The sequence below is a fragment of the Ruegeria jejuensis genome (assembly GCF_041537905.1).
GTDB lineage: Bacteria > Pseudomonadota > Alphaproteobacteria > Rhodobacterales > Rhodobacteraceae > Ruegeria_C.
Map to the genome: position 1 here is coordinate 19034 of NZ_JBGRUO010000012.1, position 16161 is coordinate 35194.

The window sequence follows — 16161 nt, forward strand, 5'->3', positions numbered from 1 at the left end:
TTGATTTGGAAACAATCCCCGCGCCAACCGGGCTGTTACCGCAAAACCTTCATAAAAATGTTATAATTTTCACATTCGAGGGCAAAATTTGTGCACATCACCGGAAACAATCGCAACACTCATACGGTGTTGCAATTCGTGACTGTATCGGGGCTGCCAAAAAAGTGTTACTCTACATATGCCTTTGGGGGGCATATGAAAGGTGGAGTGAGGACATGACAGGTCCTGAAGATGTACTGAGTTTTTGGTTGGACGAAATCGGTGAAGACGGGTGGTACCGACAAGACGAGGCGCTGGATCAGCAGATTCGCGACAGGTTCTTGTCCGCCTGGGAGGCAGCATGTGAAGGGCGCTTTGCGCTTTGGCTGACATATCCCAGCGGCGCGCTTGCATACATTATCCTGATGGATCAGTTCCCGCGGAACATGTTCCGGGGCGAGGGACGGGCATTTGCCTCGGACCGTGCCGCTCTGGCAGCAGCAAAATGCGCGGTGGACAAGGGTTGGGATATGCGGATCGATGAACCCGCACGGCAGTTCTTCTACCTGCCGATGATGCATTCGGAAAGCCTCTGCGATCAGGAGCGCTGCGTGCGTCTTCTGTGTCAGCGGATGCCCGAGACGGGCGCATCGAACATGGTGCACGCGCAAGCGCATCGCGAGATCATCCGTCAGTTCGGCCGATTTCCATATCGCAACGAAGCGCTCAGCCGCGAGACAACGCCGCAGGAAATGGCGTTTGTGTCAAACGGCGGCTACGGCGCAACCGTTCGCGAATTGCAGTCCGCCGCCGTTTAAGACGGCGCCGGAACGCAGCCGCGCAGGGTGGTCACCCTGGCTGCAACAGTGTCCGCTGTTGTCTCAATGGCTTGGTCAAGCAATTGACCGGGCCGGTCGGCCAGATCGTCGATCCGCGTTTGCGCTGCGCTGAGCCGTGTGTTCAACGCGTCCAGCTGTGACTGGATCTTGGCCAGCTGCAGCAGGTCATCTCGCGCTGTTTCTGTGTCGAGCGCCTTGATCTCCCCGCGCAACGCGTTGAGTTGCGCCGCAACATCCTGCATATCGTTTCGCAGGGGTGTTACCACCTGCACCGTATCCTGAACCGTATCGGCCACCTGGTTTGCTCTGTCGACGGTTTTCCATGCCAGGAACAGGCATAGCGCCAGCAGGATCAGCGTTGCATTGAGCAGCGCCAGCACAAGATCTTTCAGTGTTTTTGCCATTTCTCGGGGGCCTCCGGCGATGTCTGTTTGCAGCTCTGAGGTTAATTTCTAGCCAGCATCCGGCGATGCGTATAGGGTGAATTCCAGCGGATATCCGCGACATAGCCCCGCGACGCGTTTTCTTTTCTCATGGGTTGTTGATGCGCCGCAAAAAGTAGTTTAATGCTAAACTAATTTTCACGGACCGGCGCCGAGAGGGAAACATGGCTGCACAATCCTTTGATCTGATCGTAATTGGCTCGGGCCCTGGTGGCTATGTGGCCGCCATTCGCGCCGCGCAACTGGGGCTCAAGACCTGCGTGGTCGAGCGTGAGCATCTGGGGGGCATCTGCCTGAACTGGGGCTGTATCCCGACCAAGGCGCTGCTGCGCACCTCCGAAGTGTTCCACCTGATGGAACGCGCCAAGGAATTCGGTCTGTCGGCGGGCAAGGTCGGCTTTGATCTGGACGCGGTCGTGCAACGCTCGCGTGGGGTTGCCAAGCAGCTCAGCGGTGGGGTCGGGCATCTGCTGAAAAAGAACAAGGTCACCGTGATAATGGGCGAAGCCTCAATCCCCGCCAAGGGCAAGGTTGCCGTCAAGACCGACAAGGGCAGTGAAGAGCTGACAGCCAAGAACATCATTGTAGCGACAGGCGCGCGGGCGCGCGAATTGCCGGGGCTGGAAGCGGATGGTGATCTGGTCTGGACCTACAAGCACGCGCTGCTGCCGCCGCGTATGCCGAAAAAGCTGCTGGTCATCGGTTCGGGTGCCATCGGGATCGAATTTGCCAGCTTCTACAACACGTTGGGCGCGGATACGACGGTGGTCGAAGTGATGGATCGCGTCCTGCCGGTCGAAGATGCCGAGATCAGCGCCTTTGCCAAGAAAGCCTTTGAGAAACAGGGCATGAAGATCATGGAAAAGTCCATGGTCAAGCAACTCGACCGCGCCAAGGGTAAGGTCACCGCGCATATCGAAGCGGGCGGCAAGGTTACAAAGCACGAGTTCGACACCGTGATCTCAGCCGTGGGCATTGTCGGCAATGTCGAAGGGCTGGGGCTGGAAGAACTGGGCGTCAAGATCGACCGCACCCATGTGATCACCGATGAGTTCTGCCGCACCGGTGTCGATGGGGTCTATGCCATCGGCGACATCGCGGGCGCGCCATGGCTGGCGCACAAAGCCTCCCATGAAGGTGTCATGGTCGCGGAGCTGATCGCAGGCAAACACGCGCACCCGGTCAAGCCGGAAAGCATCGCGGGCTGCACCTATTGCCAGCCGCAAGTGGCCTCCGTCGGCTATTCCGAGTCCAAGGCCAAGGAGCTGGGCTATGAGATCAAGGTGGGCCGCTTCCCCTTCATCGGCAATGGCAAGGCCATCGCTCTGGGCGAGCCTTCAGGCCTGATAAAGACGGTGTTCGACGCCAAGACCGGCGAGCTATTGGGCGCGCATATGGTGGGTGCTGAGGTGACCGAGCTGATTCAGGGCTATGTGGTGGGCCGCCAGCTGGAGACCACCGAAGAAGACCTGATGCAGACCGTCTTCCCGCATCCAACGCTGAGCGAAATGATGCATGAAAGCGTGCTGGATGCTTATGGCCAAGTCATCCATATGTAAGGCGCATTGATCACTAAAAAGAGAGGCCGGGCAGGGGGTTGCCCGGCCTTTTTCATGTTAGGTTAGCGCATTGGCGGGCGTCTTCGGAACACCTCTGCCTTCAGTCCCTGCTGGACCTTCTCCGGGGCGCCTGTTTAAGTCGCGGCGAACCCGATGGAACGCTATGTCCAGCCTGAATAGAATCGTGATGAACCGATCCAGCCGACGGCTGATCCGGAACCTGCAGCCCGAGCGGCTGCAGGTGGCCGAGATATCCGGAAAATGGGGGCGGCAATTCCCGTTTCGCTCCTATGACAGCTTTCGCTATCCGGCGCATGACATCTGCGCCGGCCCGGTTCTGGACCATGACGGGCAGCCCCGCCGCTTCGATCTGGTACTGGCAAACCAGGTCTGGGAGCATCTGGACCGCCCCTATGAGGCGACGCTCAATGTGATCGAGATGCTCAGGTCGGGCGGGTATTTCTGGCTCGCGGTGCCCTTCTTCATCCCGTTTCACGCGGCCCCCCGGGACAATTCGCGCTGGTCGGCGCGCGGGTTGCGCAACCTGCTGATCGAGTGCGGTTTTGCAGAGGATCAGATAGAGGCGCATCAATGGGGCAATCGCCCCGCGGCGCTGCGCAATCTGGAGCCCGACTGGCCGCCGCAATACGACCCCGACAGGGACAATCTGGACAATGATCCGGATTTCCCGATCTGCGCCTGGGCGCTGGCACGAAAGACATCTCATGACGCGTGAGAAAACCCGCTGGGGCCTGATCCTGCTGATCTGGGTCGCGGGGCTGGGGGCCGCTGCGCAATATGGCAAGATCAGCGTGGTCTTTTACCGGATGGAGGCGCTGTTTCCCGGGGTCGGCCATTGGCTGGGCTTCACCGTGTCGATGGTGGCGGTTCTGGGCATTCTCTTTGGTATCGTGACCGGCGCGGTTGTGGCCGCCATCGGGTTTCGCCGGGCGCTGGTGGGCGCGCTCTGGATCGGGGCGGCGATGTCGGGCTTGCAGGCGCTGGACCTGTCCTTCGGGCTGTTTCTGCTGACCCGCGCCGTCGAAGGCCTGTCACATCTGGGGCTGGTGGTCGCCGCCCCGACGCTGATCGCGCAGATCAGCAGCGAACGGAACCGGGGCGCGGCCATGACGCTCTGGGGGACGTTTTTTGGCGTGTCTTTCACTGTGCTGGCTTGGCTCGGGTTACCGCTGGTGGATCGCTATGGGGTGCTGAGCCTGTTTGCCGCGCATGGGCTGATCATGGCGGCGCTGGCGGTGATCTTGCATCTGGCGCTGCGCAGCGTGCCTGCGCTGCCCCGGCAAAGCATGCCGCAGCTCTCCGAACTGCCAAGGCTCCACCTGACCATCTACAGCTCGCCCTGGATGAGCGCGCCGGCCGCGGGCTGGCTGTTCTATACCGCCTGTTTCGTGTCGATCCTGACGGTCATCCCGCCCTTCATCGCCCCGGAATGGCGTGGCTTTGTCGTTGGTGCGATGCCGCTGACCAGCATTCTGTCGTCGATGAGTATCGGCGTGCTGCTTTTGCGGTACATACAGGCGGTGCAGGTGGTACAACTGGGCTTTGGCTTGAGCATGTTGAGCATGATCTGGCTCTGGTCCATGCCCGGTGATCCCGCCGCCTGCCTGGTGCTGGCCGCCTCGATGGGGCTGATCCAGGGGGGCAGCTTTGCCGCCATCCCGCAACTGAATTCCGCCGTGGTCGACCGGGCCTATGCGCAGGGCGCGCTGGCGCAGACCGGCAATCTGGGCAATGGCATCGGCACACCGCTAATGGTGGCCCTGCTGGCGCTCTCGGGCTATTCCTCCATGGCGGGGGCGGTCACTTTGCTGTTCCTGTCGGGCCTGCTGGTGCATCTGTTTCTGGCACGCCTGCGTGCCGATGGGTGATGTTCTTGTAACGTTCCTATTTTTTTGTTGGAGACTCAGGCAGCCTTCACTATGTGTTAACCGGTGAACCGAGGGCATCATGGCTGAGCTGAAAAACATCGAGGTGCGCGGCGCGCGCGAGCATAATCTCAAAAGCATCGACGTGGATATTCCGCGCGATCAGTTTGTGGTGATCACCGGGCTGTCTGGCTCGGGGAAATCCTCGCTGGCATTTGATACGATCTATGCCGAAGGGCAGCGGCGTTATGTCGAATCCCTCAGCGCTTATGCCCGTCAATTCCTTGATATGATGGAAAAACCGGATGTGGACCATATCAGTGGTCTCAGCCCGGCAATCTCGATCGAGCAAAAGACGACGTCCAAGAACCCGCGTTCAACCGTGGGCACCGTGACCGAGATCTACGACTATCTGCGTCTGCTTTTTGCCCGCGCCGGAACGCCCTACAGTCCGGCTACCGGCTTGCCCATCGAAGCGCAGCAGGTGCAGGACATGGTCGACCGGATCATGACGATGGAGGAAGGCACGCGCGGCTATCTGCTGGCCCCTATCGTGCGCGACCGCAAGGGCGAGTACAAAAAAGAGTTTCTGGAGCTGCGCAAGCAGGGCTTTCAGCGGGTGAAAGTGGATGGTGCGTTCTATGAATTGGACGAGCCGCCAACGCTGGACAAGAAGTTCCGCCACGACATTGACGTGGTTGTCGATCGTCTGGTGGTGCGCGAAGGGATGGAGACGCGGCTGGCCGACAGCTTGCGCACCGCGTTGGACCTGGCAGACGGGATCGCGGTGCTTGAGACGGCCCCGAAAGAGGGCGACCCGGAGCGGATTACGTTCAGCGAGAATTTCGCCTGCCCGGTCAGCGGCTTCACCATCCCCGAGATCGAACCGCGCCTGTTCTCCTTCAACGCGCCGTTTGGGGCCTGCCCGGATTGTGACGGGCTGGGGGTGGAACTGTTCTTTGATGAACGCCTCGTGGTGCCGGATCAGGGGCTGAAAGTTTATGACGGGGCGCTGGCGCCCTGGCGCAAGGGAAAGTCACCCTATTTTCTACAGACCATCGAGGCCATTGCGCGCCATTACGAGTTCGACAAGAACGCCAAATGGAAGGACCTGCCAGCCCATGTGCAGCAGGTCTTCCTCTATGGCTCGGGCGATGAGGAAATCCCGTTCCGTTATGATGAGGGCGGGCGGGTCTATCAGGTCACGCGGGTGTTCGAGGGGGTGATCCCCAACATGGAACGCCGCTATCGCGAGACGGATTCGAACTGGATTCGCGAAGAATTCGAGCGCTACCAAAACAACCGACCTTGTGGCACCTGCGAGGGTTACCGCCTGCGCCCCGAAGCGCTGGCCGTGCGTATCGCCGACCTGCATGTGGGGCAGGTGGTGCAGATGTCGATCCGTCAGGCGCTCGCCTGGATCGAGGATGTGCCGAACCACCTCTCGGTGCAGAAACAGGAGATCGCCCGCGCCATCGTCAAGGAAATCCGCGAACGGCTAGGATTCCTGAATAACGTTGGATTGGAATATCTTACGCTGTCTCGTTCAAGTGGTACACTGAGCGGTGGCGAGAGTCAGCGGATCAGGTTGGCCAGCCAGATCGGCTCTGGCCTGACCGGGGTTCTTTACGTGCTGGATGAGCCCTCGATCGGGCTGCATCAGCGTGACAATGACCGGCTGCTCGGCACGCTCAAGAACCTGCGCGATCAGGGCAATACGGTGATCGTGGTCGAACATGACGAAGAGGCCATTCGCGCCGCCGATTACGTCTTTGACATCGGCCCCGGTGCTGGCGTGCATGGCGGGCAGGTGGTCAGCCACGGCACGCCGGATGTTGTTGCGGCGGATGCGGGTTCGATCACCGGGCAATACCTGTCCGGCAGCCGAGAGATCGCAGTGCCGGTCAAGCGGCGCAAGGGCAACAAGAAGAAGGTCAAGGTGGTCAAGGCCACCGGCAACAACCTCAAGGACGTCACTGCCGAGTTCCCGCTGGCCAAGTTCGTCTGCGTCAGCGGCGTCTCGGGCGGGGGCAAATCGACCCTGACCATCGAGACACTGTTCAAGACCGCCTCGATGCGCTTGAACGGTGCGCGCCAAACGCCCGCGCCCTGCGAAACGATCAAGGGGCTGGAACATCTGGACAAGGTGATCGACATTGATCAGCGCCCCATCGGGCGCACGCCACGGTCCAATCCAGCGACCTATACCGGGGCCTTCACCCCGATCCGCGACTGGTTCGCGGGTCTCCCCGAGGCCAAGACGCGCGGCTACAAGCCGGGACGGTTCAGCTTCAACGTCAAGGGCGGACGCTGTGAAGCCTGTCAGGGCGACGGGGTCATCAAGATCGAGATGCACTTCCTGCCCGACGTCTATGTGACCTGTGAGACCTGCAAGGGCGCGCGGTACAATCGCGAGACGCTGGAGATCAAGTTCAAGGGCAAGAGCATTGCCGATGTGCTGGATATGACGGTGGAAGATGCGCAGGACTTCTTCAAGGCGGTGCCCTCGATCCGCGACAAGATGGACGCGCTGGCCCGCGTCGGGCTGGGCTATATCAAGGTGGGTCAGCAGGCCACCACGCTCTCGGGCGGCGAGGCGCAGCGAGTGAAGCTGTCGAAGGAGCTTAGCAAGCGGTCCACCGGTCGCACACTTTATATCCTCGACGAACCGACCACCGGCCTGCATTTCGAAGATGTCCGCAAGCTCTTGGAAGTGCTGCATGAACTGGTCGATCAGGGCAACACCGTGGTGGTGATCGAGCATAATCTGGACGTCATCAAAACCGCCGACTGGATCATTGATATCGGCCCCGAGGGCGGCGATGGTGGCGGAGAAATCGTGGCAACCGGCACGCCGGAACAGATTGTCGAGGAACCGCGCAGCCATACCGGGCATTATCTAAAGCAGATGCTGGATCCGCAGGCGGTCGCGGCTGAATAACCATCGCAGCGATAACCAGCAGGGGATGTCAGAGCGCGACATCATGGATCGCCTGCGGCCCCTGCGCGAGCTGCCTGACGGTATCGTCGAGCATCGTCAGGGGCAGTTCGGACAGATCGTCGTCGCCAAGCAGGGCGATGAGCTGTTTCTGGTGTTCTGCCCGGAGGGCGTGCCGCTCAGCAATGACGCCCTGAGCGGAGTGATGTCGCGAATCAATCTCGGCACGCCGCTGGTTCTGACCGGGGCCTATACGCAGGCAATGCTGCTCTGCCTGGCGTTCTTCGGGGCTCCGAAACAGGTCTATGTGATGGGCGGTGGCGGGGGCCGGGTGCCGATGGTGTTAGGCGCCCTGATCAAAGGTATCACCATCCAAAGCTCCGAGATTGACCGGGATGTGATCGAGCTGTCGCAAAAGTATTTCGGGCTGCGCGATGGACCGCGCCATCAGATCACCTGTCGCGACGGACAGGCGCATCTGTCGGAGCAGCCGGATGGTTCCTTCGATCACATATATCTCGATTGTTTTGCCGCAGACGGTTTCGTGCCCGAGCTGTTGACGACGGCCAACTTCCTGCAGATGTGCGCGGGAAAACTGAGCGCTGGTGGCGTGATCTGCATGAACATGGTCGATCGCGATCCGTCATTTGCCGCGCAGAGAGAACGGTTTGCCTCCGCTTTCCCGATCGCCTGGCAGTTGGAGATCGACGGGACCCATGTGCTGTTCGGCCAGATGGCGGGCGCGTCAGCGGCGCGTGATCTGGTCGCTGACGCCAGGGCCGTTCAAGCCGATCTGCTGCTGGGGTTCGATTTGTCGGACCACGCCCTGCGCCTGACCTCTCTGGTCAGCGAGGGGTAACGGGCTATCCGCGCCCGCGCCCCTCGAACCTCGGCAGCATGGCCGAGAAGTCGCGGCCCTTGCCGTCTTCGGCCTCGACAAATTGCGCATAGAGCCGTTCGGCCAGCAGCCCCATCGGCGTATCCGCATCGGCGCTTTCGGCGGCCTGCTGGCTCAGGCGCAGGTCCTTGAGCATCAACTCGGCGGCAAACCCGGGCTGGTAGTCATTATCCGAAGGGCTTTGCGGCCCAATGCCCGGCGCCGGGCAATAGGCGTTCATGGTCCAGCTATAGCCGGAAGAGGTGCTGACCACGTCAAACATCTTTTGCCGGTCGAGCCCCAGCTTATCGGCCAGCGCAAAGGCCTCGCAGGTGGCGATCATGGTGACGCCGAGGATCATGTTGTTGCAGATCTTGGCGGCCTGACCTGCGCCCGCTTCGCCGCAATGCACGGCCTTCTGGCCCATGATGTCAAAGAGCGGCGCGGCCTTGGCAAAGGCATCATCCGAACCGCCCGCCATGAAGGTGAGCGTTCCGGCGCTGGCCCCGCCGACGCCCCCCGAGACCGGCGCATCGACAAAAAGCAGCCCGGCCTGTTCGGCCTGCACCGCGACTGCGCGGGCGCTTTCGACGTCGACGGTGGAGCAGTCGACAAGCGCGGCCCCCGGTTCCATCACCGGCAGGATATCCTCGGCGACCGACCGCAGGATTGCGCCGTTGGGCAGCATGGTGATCACCACCTCGGCACCCGCAACCGCATCTCTGGCAGAGCCGACCATGGTGATCCCGTCAACCGCGACCGCAGCGGTGTCAAACCCGTGTAGCTGATGCCCCGCCTTGGCAAGATTGGCCGCCATCGGTGCGCCCATATTGCCAAGGCCGATAAATCCGATCCTCATGTCGTCTCCTCCTCGAATGTCAGACCTTCCTGGTCCAATGGCTGCAGCATCCGGGCCACGGCATCCGCCGGGACCTCCATGTCGGGATACTGCCAGCGCGGGCTGCGGTCCTTGTCGATGATCTGGGCGCGGATGCCCTCCAGAAAATCGCCATGCTCCATCGCGCGCGCGGTGAAGCGGTATTCCAGCTCCAACGCCGCGCGGATGGTGGGCAAGGCGGTGCGCAGCCGGTGCAGAATCTCTACGCCGCAGGCCATCGACAGGGGCGAATGGCGGGACATGGTTTTCAGCGCCTGTCGCGCCAAATCGCTGCCCTGCGCGCGCAGATGGGCGAGGATATCACCCAGCGTGTCGCCCTCAAAGAGGCGGTCGATTTCAGCTTCCTGTCCGCGCAGATCGCCGGTTGGGGCTGGGCGCGCATGGGTGTCGACTAGCGCGGCATCGCCTGCGCTTTCCAGCATGTCGATCAGGTCAGACCATTGATCCTGCGGGATATAGTGATCGGCGAACCCGACCAGGATGGCATCATTCGGCCCCATCCGATGGGCGGTGAGGGCCAGGTATTCGCCCAGCCGCCCCGGCGCTTGCGCCAGCATCAGCGAACCGCCCACATCCGGCACCAGGCCGATCCCCACTTCAGGCATTGAAATGCGAGAGCTATCACAAACCACGCGGTGAGAGCCATGACAGCCAATGCCGACGCCCCCGCCCATGGTGAAGCCCTGCAGGAAACTGACAACGGGTTTGGGGTATTCATGGATCAGCGCGTTCAGTCGGTATTCATCACGCCAGAAGCGGCGACCATAGTGGTAATCGCCCTTGGTGCCGGTCTCATACAACTCGGCGATGTCACCCCCTGCGCAGAAGGCCTTGTCGCCCTCGGCATCAAGGATCACCAGATCAACCGCATCATCCTCGCGCCAATTGCGCATCGCGGTGTCTATGCCGAGGCACATGTCATAGGTCATCGCGTTCAGCGCCTGCGGCCGGGTCAGGGTGATCCGGCCCGCGCGGCCGGTGGTGCGGATGTAGATGTCAGGCAACGCGCGGTTCCCATTCATTCAGTTCGTTTTGAGTTTTTTCCAAGAAAACAAGTGCTCTCTTTCGCTTGCCGAAAACCGCGAACAGACCGGCAAAATAGCCCTGGGTTAAATCGGTGAAGATCCGCAGAGATATCGGCCCCAATGCGATCAGGTAAACCATCAAGAGGGAATTGATGATTGCAACCGAAACGCCGCCATCGCCCGTCAACCAAAAAATCGCAGGCAGCGTCAAGGTAAGTGGCAGAAAGACCCAAACGAAGGCGACGCTACCAAGCGGAAAACAGAAAAGTATAGGTGAAGCGATCACCAATTTGGCGACCCAGACGCGGTGTTGGAGGAACGCCCTGTAGAAACGCGTTGCCTTCAAGGTTCGATACCAGTCCCTGATCATCTGTTCGCTAGCATGCTCCGCGCCACGATCACCCGCATGATCTCGTTCGTGCCTTCCAATATCTGATGCACCCGCAGGTCGCGCACAAGCTTTTCGATCCCGTAATCGGCCAGATAGCCGTAGCCGCCATGCAGTTGCAGGCATTGGTCGACCACCTTGGACCCGGTCTCGGTCACGAATTTCTTAGCCATGGCGCAGAATTTGGTCGCATCGGGCGCGGCAGTGTCCAGCTTCCAAGCGGCCTGCCGCAGGAAGGTGCGAGCGGCCTGCAGCTCGATCTCCATATCCGCGAGCCGGAATTGCAGGCCCTGGAACTGGTCGATGCTTTGGCCAAAGGCCTTGCGTTCGGACATGTATTGCAGGGTCATGTTCAGCGCGGTTTGCGCAGCCCCCAGCGAACAGGCCGAGATGTTCAGCCGACCGCCATCCAGCCCCATCATGGCATATTTGAACCCGTCGCCCTCGCTGCCCACCAGATTGCCCGCCGGAATCTTGCAATCGTCAAACTGCACTTGCGCAGTGGGCTGGCTCTGCCATCCCATCTTCTTCTCCAGCGCGCCGAAGCTGAGGCCGGGCGTGCCATCCTCGACATAGACGGTCGAGATGCCCTTGGGGCCATCCTGACCGGTGCGCACCATGCAGACATAAGCATCGGAATAACCACCGCCCGAGATGAAGGCCTTGGTGCCGTTCAGCGTATAGCCCTCATTCGTGCGTTCTGCACGCGTCTTCAGCGCCGCTGCATCCGAACCGGAACCGGGTTCGGTCAGGCAATAGCTGAGCACGGTGTTCAGGCTGAGCACATCGGGCATGATCCGCGCCTTGAGTGCGTCATCGGCAAAGCTGTCCAGCATCTTGGCGCACATGTTGTGGATCGACAGGAAGGCCGCAACCGAGGGGCAGGCCATCGACAGCGCCTCAAACACCAGCGTCGCATCCAGCCGCCCAAGCCCGGCACCACCACCGCCCTCGGACACATAAAGCCCGCCGAATCCCAAGGCACCGACCTGCGGCCAGAGATCCTTGGGGATGGTGCCGTCAGCCTCCCACTGACGGGCAAAAGGCGCGATCTGCTCCTGCCCGAAGGCATGGGCCATATCGAAAATGGCGCTTTGTTCTTCGGTCAGTGCGAAATCCATGAGGTCTCCTCCACTGGCATGGCTCGAAATTGAACGGGTGTTAAATTAATACGGGCCCTGCCTGTGCCGATCAAGCCGCAAATCCGCAAAGAGCCTTTGCAGGAATGCAAAACATTTGCGCGTCGCCGCTCCCCGTGACGGCAAAACTGCCGGGTATTCTTGTGTTTTAACCGGCTGATCACCGGGACATCTCTATCGAAAGCGGATCGCAAGCGTAAGTTGAAATACCGTTTGCCAATACCCGATCACCTGCGGCATCGTGCGGGTATGCGATATGGTCCTATTGTATATCTCCTCTCCGCCTCGGCGGCATTTGCGTCTTGCCCGGCGGACCAGAGTTCTTTCTTGTCCTGTCAAATCGAAGGAAAGTCGGCAATTTTGCAGGTCTGCTATGACGCAGGGGCCGCGCATTATTCCTATGGGCCGCGCGGAGGGCCAGCCGAGCTTGCCTTGTCAGAGAGCTATGACACGCTCGGCTACACTCCATGGCCCGGCGTCGGCCGCGCGATCTGGGAGGCCGTCACATTCACCAATGGGCAATACACCTACATGGTCTCGGGCGGTGTCGACCGCATGTTCGGCGATGAGGTCGACACAGATAATCCATACCCGCAATTCGGGTCGGTAACAGTGTCGAAGGGGGATGATTTCCTCGCCGAATTCACCTGCGACCGGGCGACGACATCCTTTAGCTGGTCCGACAACCTCTTCGACTACAAAGAGGCTGCGGGGTTTGAATGGGATGACCGTGACAGCAGTTGGAAAGCCCGCCGCTGAGATCGTCTGAACTTGCAGGCCTCAAAGATCGGCGTGGAATTCTTCGATCAGATGTTTGACCACCGCCTGTCCGGGGTCGTCGCCGCGCGCGCTGGCTTCGGCGTGGACGCGGCGCTGGCGGGTGGCCGATGTGCCGCCCTCGGCAATGCGGCGCAGGCGGGCCAGATCGCCCAACGTTCCCAGCGCTTCGGCATCCTCGGCCAGCATGCCCATCAACTCATCGACCAGCAATGTCATCGGCTTGATCGAGCGGTCGCCGAAATCGATCATCCCTTCGCTCACCCCATAGCGCTGCGCGCGCCAGCGGTTTTCACCGATCAGGAACCGGTCATAGGTGCGCCAGCGCAGGTTGCGTGATTTCAGACGGCAGAACATCCGCAGCAACGCCTGATTGAGCGCCGCCAGTGCCAGCGTATGTTCAAGGCGGGGCTGCACATCCATGATCCGCGTTTCAAGCGTCGGGAATCGGTGCGACGGGCGCAGGTCCCACCAGATTTTTGTGGTGTCCTCGATCACGCCCATCTCGATCAGCGTGCCGGTGGTGCGCTCATATTCCGACCAGCTGTCAAACCTGGGCGGCAGGCCGGTACGGGGCAGGTTGTCGAACACGGTCAGCCGGTAGGAGGCCAGACCGGTATCCTCGCCATTCCAGAACGGTGAGGAGGTGGAGAGCGCCAGCAAATGCGGCAGGAAATAGCTGAGCTGTGGCATCAGGTCGGCACGCAGCGCCTGGTCCGCCACACCGATATGGACATGCATGCCACAGATCAGCATGCGCCGCGCCACGCCCCCCAGCGCGTGTTGCAGCGCGTCATAGCGGTCCTTGCGGGTATGTGGCTGGTCCTTCCAGTTCGCAAACGGATGGCAGGACACCGCGATGGGGGCCAGATTGTGCTGGGCGGCATGCATCGAGACACAGGCGCGCAGGCGTTTGAGGTCATCACGCGCGCTGGCGATGGTGGTGTGGGAGCGGGTGCCGACCTCGATCTGGCATTGCAGGAATTCCGGGCTGACCTGGCCTTCGAACTCGGCCTGACAGGCGGTCATCAGCGCCTCGGGGGCGGTGGCCAACGCGCAGCTGTCCTTATCGACCAGCAGATATTCCTCTTCGATGCCCAGCGTGAAGTCTTGCTGCATCCGGTTCCTCCCTTGGTGCCCCGCGCCATGATCGGCTGTCCATCGACCTATCCCGAACGGCTTGGTTGTTCTAAACTTTTGTAGCTTAGCCAGAATGTTGCCCTTTGGTCGAGTGCCGCTGTGCTGAGCGTGGGCGCTCGGCAGGGCGCGCTGCTTCTACCCGGGCGCGGGCTCCGATGCCCGCAGCGTGCGCCGAGAGGGCGGTCTTTGTGGTCGCTACATCGGATCGCAGGGGCAGGCCGCCTGTCAACGCTCCGCGCTGGCCAGATTAAAACTCTTTCACGGCGCGTTGCGGCCCCCCTCAACCCGGATGACTACCTCTTGTCTTGCACACATGCGCGTCCTGAGCCTCTGACCAAACGGATGGCGGGGCGCAAAAAACAGAGGAGGAGAAGATGAAAAACGATATCAGTGCCCGCGCGGGCGAAATGAAGACCCACCCGTTTTTTACGCGCGTTTTTCAGGATGAGGCTTACGCGAAACGTCTGGAGATCGACACGCGTGCTGCGTTGGAGGAAGTAACCGGCCCGCTGCCCGATAGGGTCGAATACCGGCTGGTCAGGGATACCGCGACACTCAAACACGTCCATATCCCGCAACCGCCAACCACTGCTGAGATCAGCGACGCGGATCTCCTCTTTGCACAAGGGGGCAGCACGATGCTTTGCACGGCGATTGCCGTCGGAAGTGTGGCCACTGGTGTGATCAGTGCGAGCGTCACCATAAGCTACATGGTCACGACCGAGGTCTAGCGCGCTCCGCTCCGCCCGCGGTTGTGCATGCTTGCACATATACTGGGTGTTCGCGCGGGATACTCTTTCTCGCCGAACACTCTAACTTTGCTCCAACGGGCCAAGATTGTGGCTCTACATCCTGGACACGCCATCAGAACGGAGCAAGGCCATGAGTTGGAACCCCGCCCTTGACGCCAGTATCCCGACCGGAGATGCGGTCGACGCGATCGAAACTGTCATCGTCCCGCGCGCCCGCGATCTGGGCGGGTTCGAGGTGCGACGCGCATTGCCCGCGCCAAAACGGCAGATGGTCGGACCGTTCATCTTCTTTGACCAGATGGGACCGGCCGAGTTTTTGACCGGGCAGGGGCTCGATGTGCGTCCGCACCCGCATATCGGTCTGGCCACGGTCACCTATCTCTATAAGGGCCGCCTGCATCACCGCGACTCGATGGGGATTGACCAGTGGATCACGCCCGGTGCGGTGAACCTGATGATCGCCGGCAACGGCGTCACCCATTCCGAGCGCACCGATGGCGAGGCGCGGCAGGCCCCGCTGGAGATGTTTGGCATCCAGACCTGGCTGGCCCTGCCGGAGACGCGGGAGGACGACGCGGCCGCGTTCGAACACGCACCAGCCGATACGCTGCCGCTGCTCGAAGGCGAGGGCAAGCAGGTGCGTCTGATCCTCGGGGACGCCTGGGGCGAGCGCGCACCAGTCACCACCACATCCGAGATGTTCTATGTCGATGCGGTGCTGGAGCCGGGGGCCGCCATCCCACTGCCCGACAATCACGAAGATCGCGGGGTCTATGTGGTTGAAGGTGACGTGAGCGTCGGGGGTCAGATCTTCGAGGCGGGCCGGATGATGGTTTTTCGCCCCGGTGACCGCCTGAGCCTCAGGGCGGGTCCGCAGGGCGCGCGGCTGATGATGCTGGGCGGAGCCACATTCAGCGGCTCGCGTTACATCTGGTGGAATTTCGTGGCCTCGTCGCAGGACCGCATCGACGCCGCCAAAGAGGCGTGGCGCGCAGGCGACTGGACGCATGGGCGCTTCCGTTTACCACCGGGGGACAATACCGAGTTTATCCCGCTACCGGAGCACTGATCGCGTGACGGATCGGGGACGGTTTGCGAAATCCTCGGGCCGATCCGAAAAAAGTACGAATGCGTGCTTGACCCTGCACCGCACTGCCCATAATACACGCAAACGCTCGGGCAACCGGGCAAGACAGCGGGCGGTTGTAGCTCAGTTGGTTAGAGTGCCGGCCTGTCACGCCGGAGGTCGCGGGTTCGAGCCCCGTCAACCGCGCCACTGCTGTCATCCCTCGGACCCGGGACAATGGGTCTCCCTTGGACCCGGGACAGGTATCCACGAAAACGATGCGCGGTTGTAGCTCAGTTGGTTAGAGTGCCGGCCTGTCACGCCGGAGGTCGCGGGTTCGAGCCCCGTCAACCGCGCCATTTTTCTTCGATTGGTAATCCAGATCACAGTCAGCGCGCCTCTGCCCGTGATAGCTGCGCGCTGCGGGTTTATTTCGGCCCGCGCGACGGAGACCG

The 16161-nt window shown here is 61.2% G+C and carries 15 protein-coding genes and 2 tRNA genes; 11 read left to right on the forward strand and 6 right to left on the reverse strand.

The annotated features are described in order from the left end of the window. Positions 1 to 215: 215 nt before the first annotated feature. Entirely contained in the window at positions 216 to 797 is a 582-nt protein-coding gene (locus tag AB1E34_RS14565; protein WP_372573071.1) for a DUF924 family protein, read from the forward strand. Here the strand turns inward: AB1E34_RS14565 and AB1E34_RS14570 are convergent. Further along, a complete protein-coding gene (locus AB1E34_RS14570; RefSeq protein ID WP_372573072.1) occupies positions 794 to 1222 on the reverse strand; it encodes a hypothetical protein in 429 nt (142 codons plus the stop codon). The genes AB1E34_RS14565 and AB1E34_RS14570 overlap by 4 nt on opposite strands. A 203-nt stretch (positions 1223 to 1425) precedes the next feature. Between AB1E34_RS14570 and lpdA the strand changes: the two genes are divergently transcribed. The 5 genes from lpdA to AB1E34_RS14595 all read left to right on the forward strand — a co-directional run bounded on the left by lpdA (position 1426) and on the right by AB1E34_RS14595 (position 8503). Then, positions 1426 to 2820, forward strand: coding sequence for a dihydrolipoyl dehydrogenase (lpdA, locus tag AB1E34_RS14575; RefSeq protein ID WP_372573073.1), 1395 nt, complete (start codon positions 1426 to 1428; stop codon positions 2818 to 2820). A 187-nt stretch (positions 2821 to 3007) separates the two neighbouring features. Beyond that, positions 3008 to 3556, forward strand: a complete 549-nt coding sequence (locus tag AB1E34_RS14580; protein WP_372573074.1) for a methyltransferase domain-containing protein — start codon at positions 3008 to 3010, stop codon at positions 3554 to 3556. Beyond that, positions 3546 to 4709: an MFS transporter gene (locus tag AB1E34_RS14585; RefSeq protein WP_372573075.1), complete on the forward strand. Its 1164-nt coding sequence runs from the start codon at positions 3546 to 3548 to the stop codon at positions 4707 to 4709. The genes AB1E34_RS14580 and AB1E34_RS14585 overlap by 11 nt, the downstream gene beginning before the upstream one ends. A 79-nt stretch (positions 4710 to 4788) precedes the next feature. Next, a complete protein-coding gene (gene uvrA / locus AB1E34_RS14590; RefSeq protein ID WP_372573076.1) occupies positions 4789 to 7647 on the forward strand; it encodes an excinuclease ABC subunit UvrA in 2859 nt (952 codons plus the stop codon). 25 nt (positions 7648 to 7672) lie between these two features. Further along, positions 7673 to 8503, forward strand: coding sequence for a spermidine synthase (locus tag AB1E34_RS14595; protein ID WP_372573077.1), 831 nt, complete (start codon positions 7673 to 7675; stop codon positions 8501 to 8503). Positions 8504 to 8507: 4 nt separating this feature from the next. On the opposite strand, the gene mmsB is transcribed toward AB1E34_RS14595, so the two are convergent. From mmsB to AB1E34_RS14615, 4 genes are read right to left on the reverse strand one after another with little or no spacing between them, the layout of a single operon-like run. Continuing rightward, entirely contained in the window at positions 8508 to 9380 is an 873-nt protein-coding gene (mmsB, locus tag AB1E34_RS14600; RefSeq protein WP_372573078.1) for a 3-hydroxyisobutyrate dehydrogenase, read from the reverse strand. Next, complete coding sequence (locus AB1E34_RS14605) at positions 9377 to 10423, reverse strand: enoyl-CoA hydratase/isomerase family protein (RefSeq protein ID WP_372573189.1); 1047 nt, start codon at positions 10421 to 10423, stop codon at positions 9377 to 9379. Before AB1E34_RS14605 ends, mmsB begins: the two co-directional genes overlap by 4 nt. Next, entirely contained in the window at positions 10416 to 10814 is a 399-nt protein-coding gene (locus AB1E34_RS14610; protein ID WP_372573079.1) for a hypothetical protein, read from the reverse strand. The genes AB1E34_RS14605 and AB1E34_RS14610 overlap by 8 nt, the downstream gene beginning before the upstream one ends. Further along, the gene (locus AB1E34_RS14615; RefSeq protein ID WP_372573080.1) at positions 10811 to 11953 is read right to left on the reverse strand and encodes an acyl-CoA dehydrogenase family protein; all 1143 of its coding nucleotides are present in this window, start codon (positions 11951 to 11953) and stop codon (positions 10811 to 10813) included. Before AB1E34_RS14615 ends, AB1E34_RS14610 begins: the two co-directional genes overlap by 4 nt. A 345-nt stretch (positions 11954 to 12298) precedes the next feature. Here AB1E34_RS14615 and AB1E34_RS14620 point away from each other — a divergent pair, with 345 nt between their 5' ends. Continuing rightward, positions 12299 to 12730: a hypothetical protein gene (locus AB1E34_RS14620; RefSeq protein ID WP_372573081.1), complete on the forward strand. Its 432-nt coding sequence runs from the start codon at positions 12299 to 12301 to the stop codon at positions 12728 to 12730. 21 nt (positions 12731 to 12751) lie between these two features. On the opposite strand, the gene AB1E34_RS14625 is transcribed toward AB1E34_RS14620, so the two are convergent. Further along, a complete protein-coding gene (locus AB1E34_RS14625) occupies positions 12752 to 13867 on the reverse strand; it encodes a carboxylate-amine ligase (protein ID WP_372573082.1) in 1116 nt (371 codons plus the stop codon). 395 nt (positions 13868 to 14262) lie between these two features. Between AB1E34_RS14625 and AB1E34_RS14630 the strand changes: the two genes are divergently transcribed. The 4 genes from AB1E34_RS14630 (at position 14263) to AB1E34_RS14645 (ending at position 16065) form a co-directional block, all read left to right on the forward strand. Then, the gene (locus tag AB1E34_RS14630) at positions 14263 to 14619 is read left to right on the forward strand and encodes a hypothetical protein (RefSeq protein WP_372573083.1); all 357 of its coding nucleotides are present in this window, start codon (positions 14263 to 14265) and stop codon (positions 14617 to 14619) included. Between the two features lie 151 nt (positions 14620 to 14770). Next, complete coding sequence (locus AB1E34_RS14635; protein ID WP_372573084.1) at positions 14771 to 15709, forward strand: pirin family protein; 939 nt, start codon at positions 14771 to 14773, stop codon at positions 15707 to 15709. Positions 15710 to 15839: 130 nt separating this feature from the next. Next, positions 15840 to 15916: transfer RNA gene (locus AB1E34_RS14640), tRNA-Asp, on the forward strand. 72 nt (positions 15917 to 15988) lie between these two features. Further along, positions 15989 to 16065, forward strand: a tRNA-Asp gene (locus tag AB1E34_RS14645). Positions 16066 to 16161: the final 96 nt, after the last annotated feature.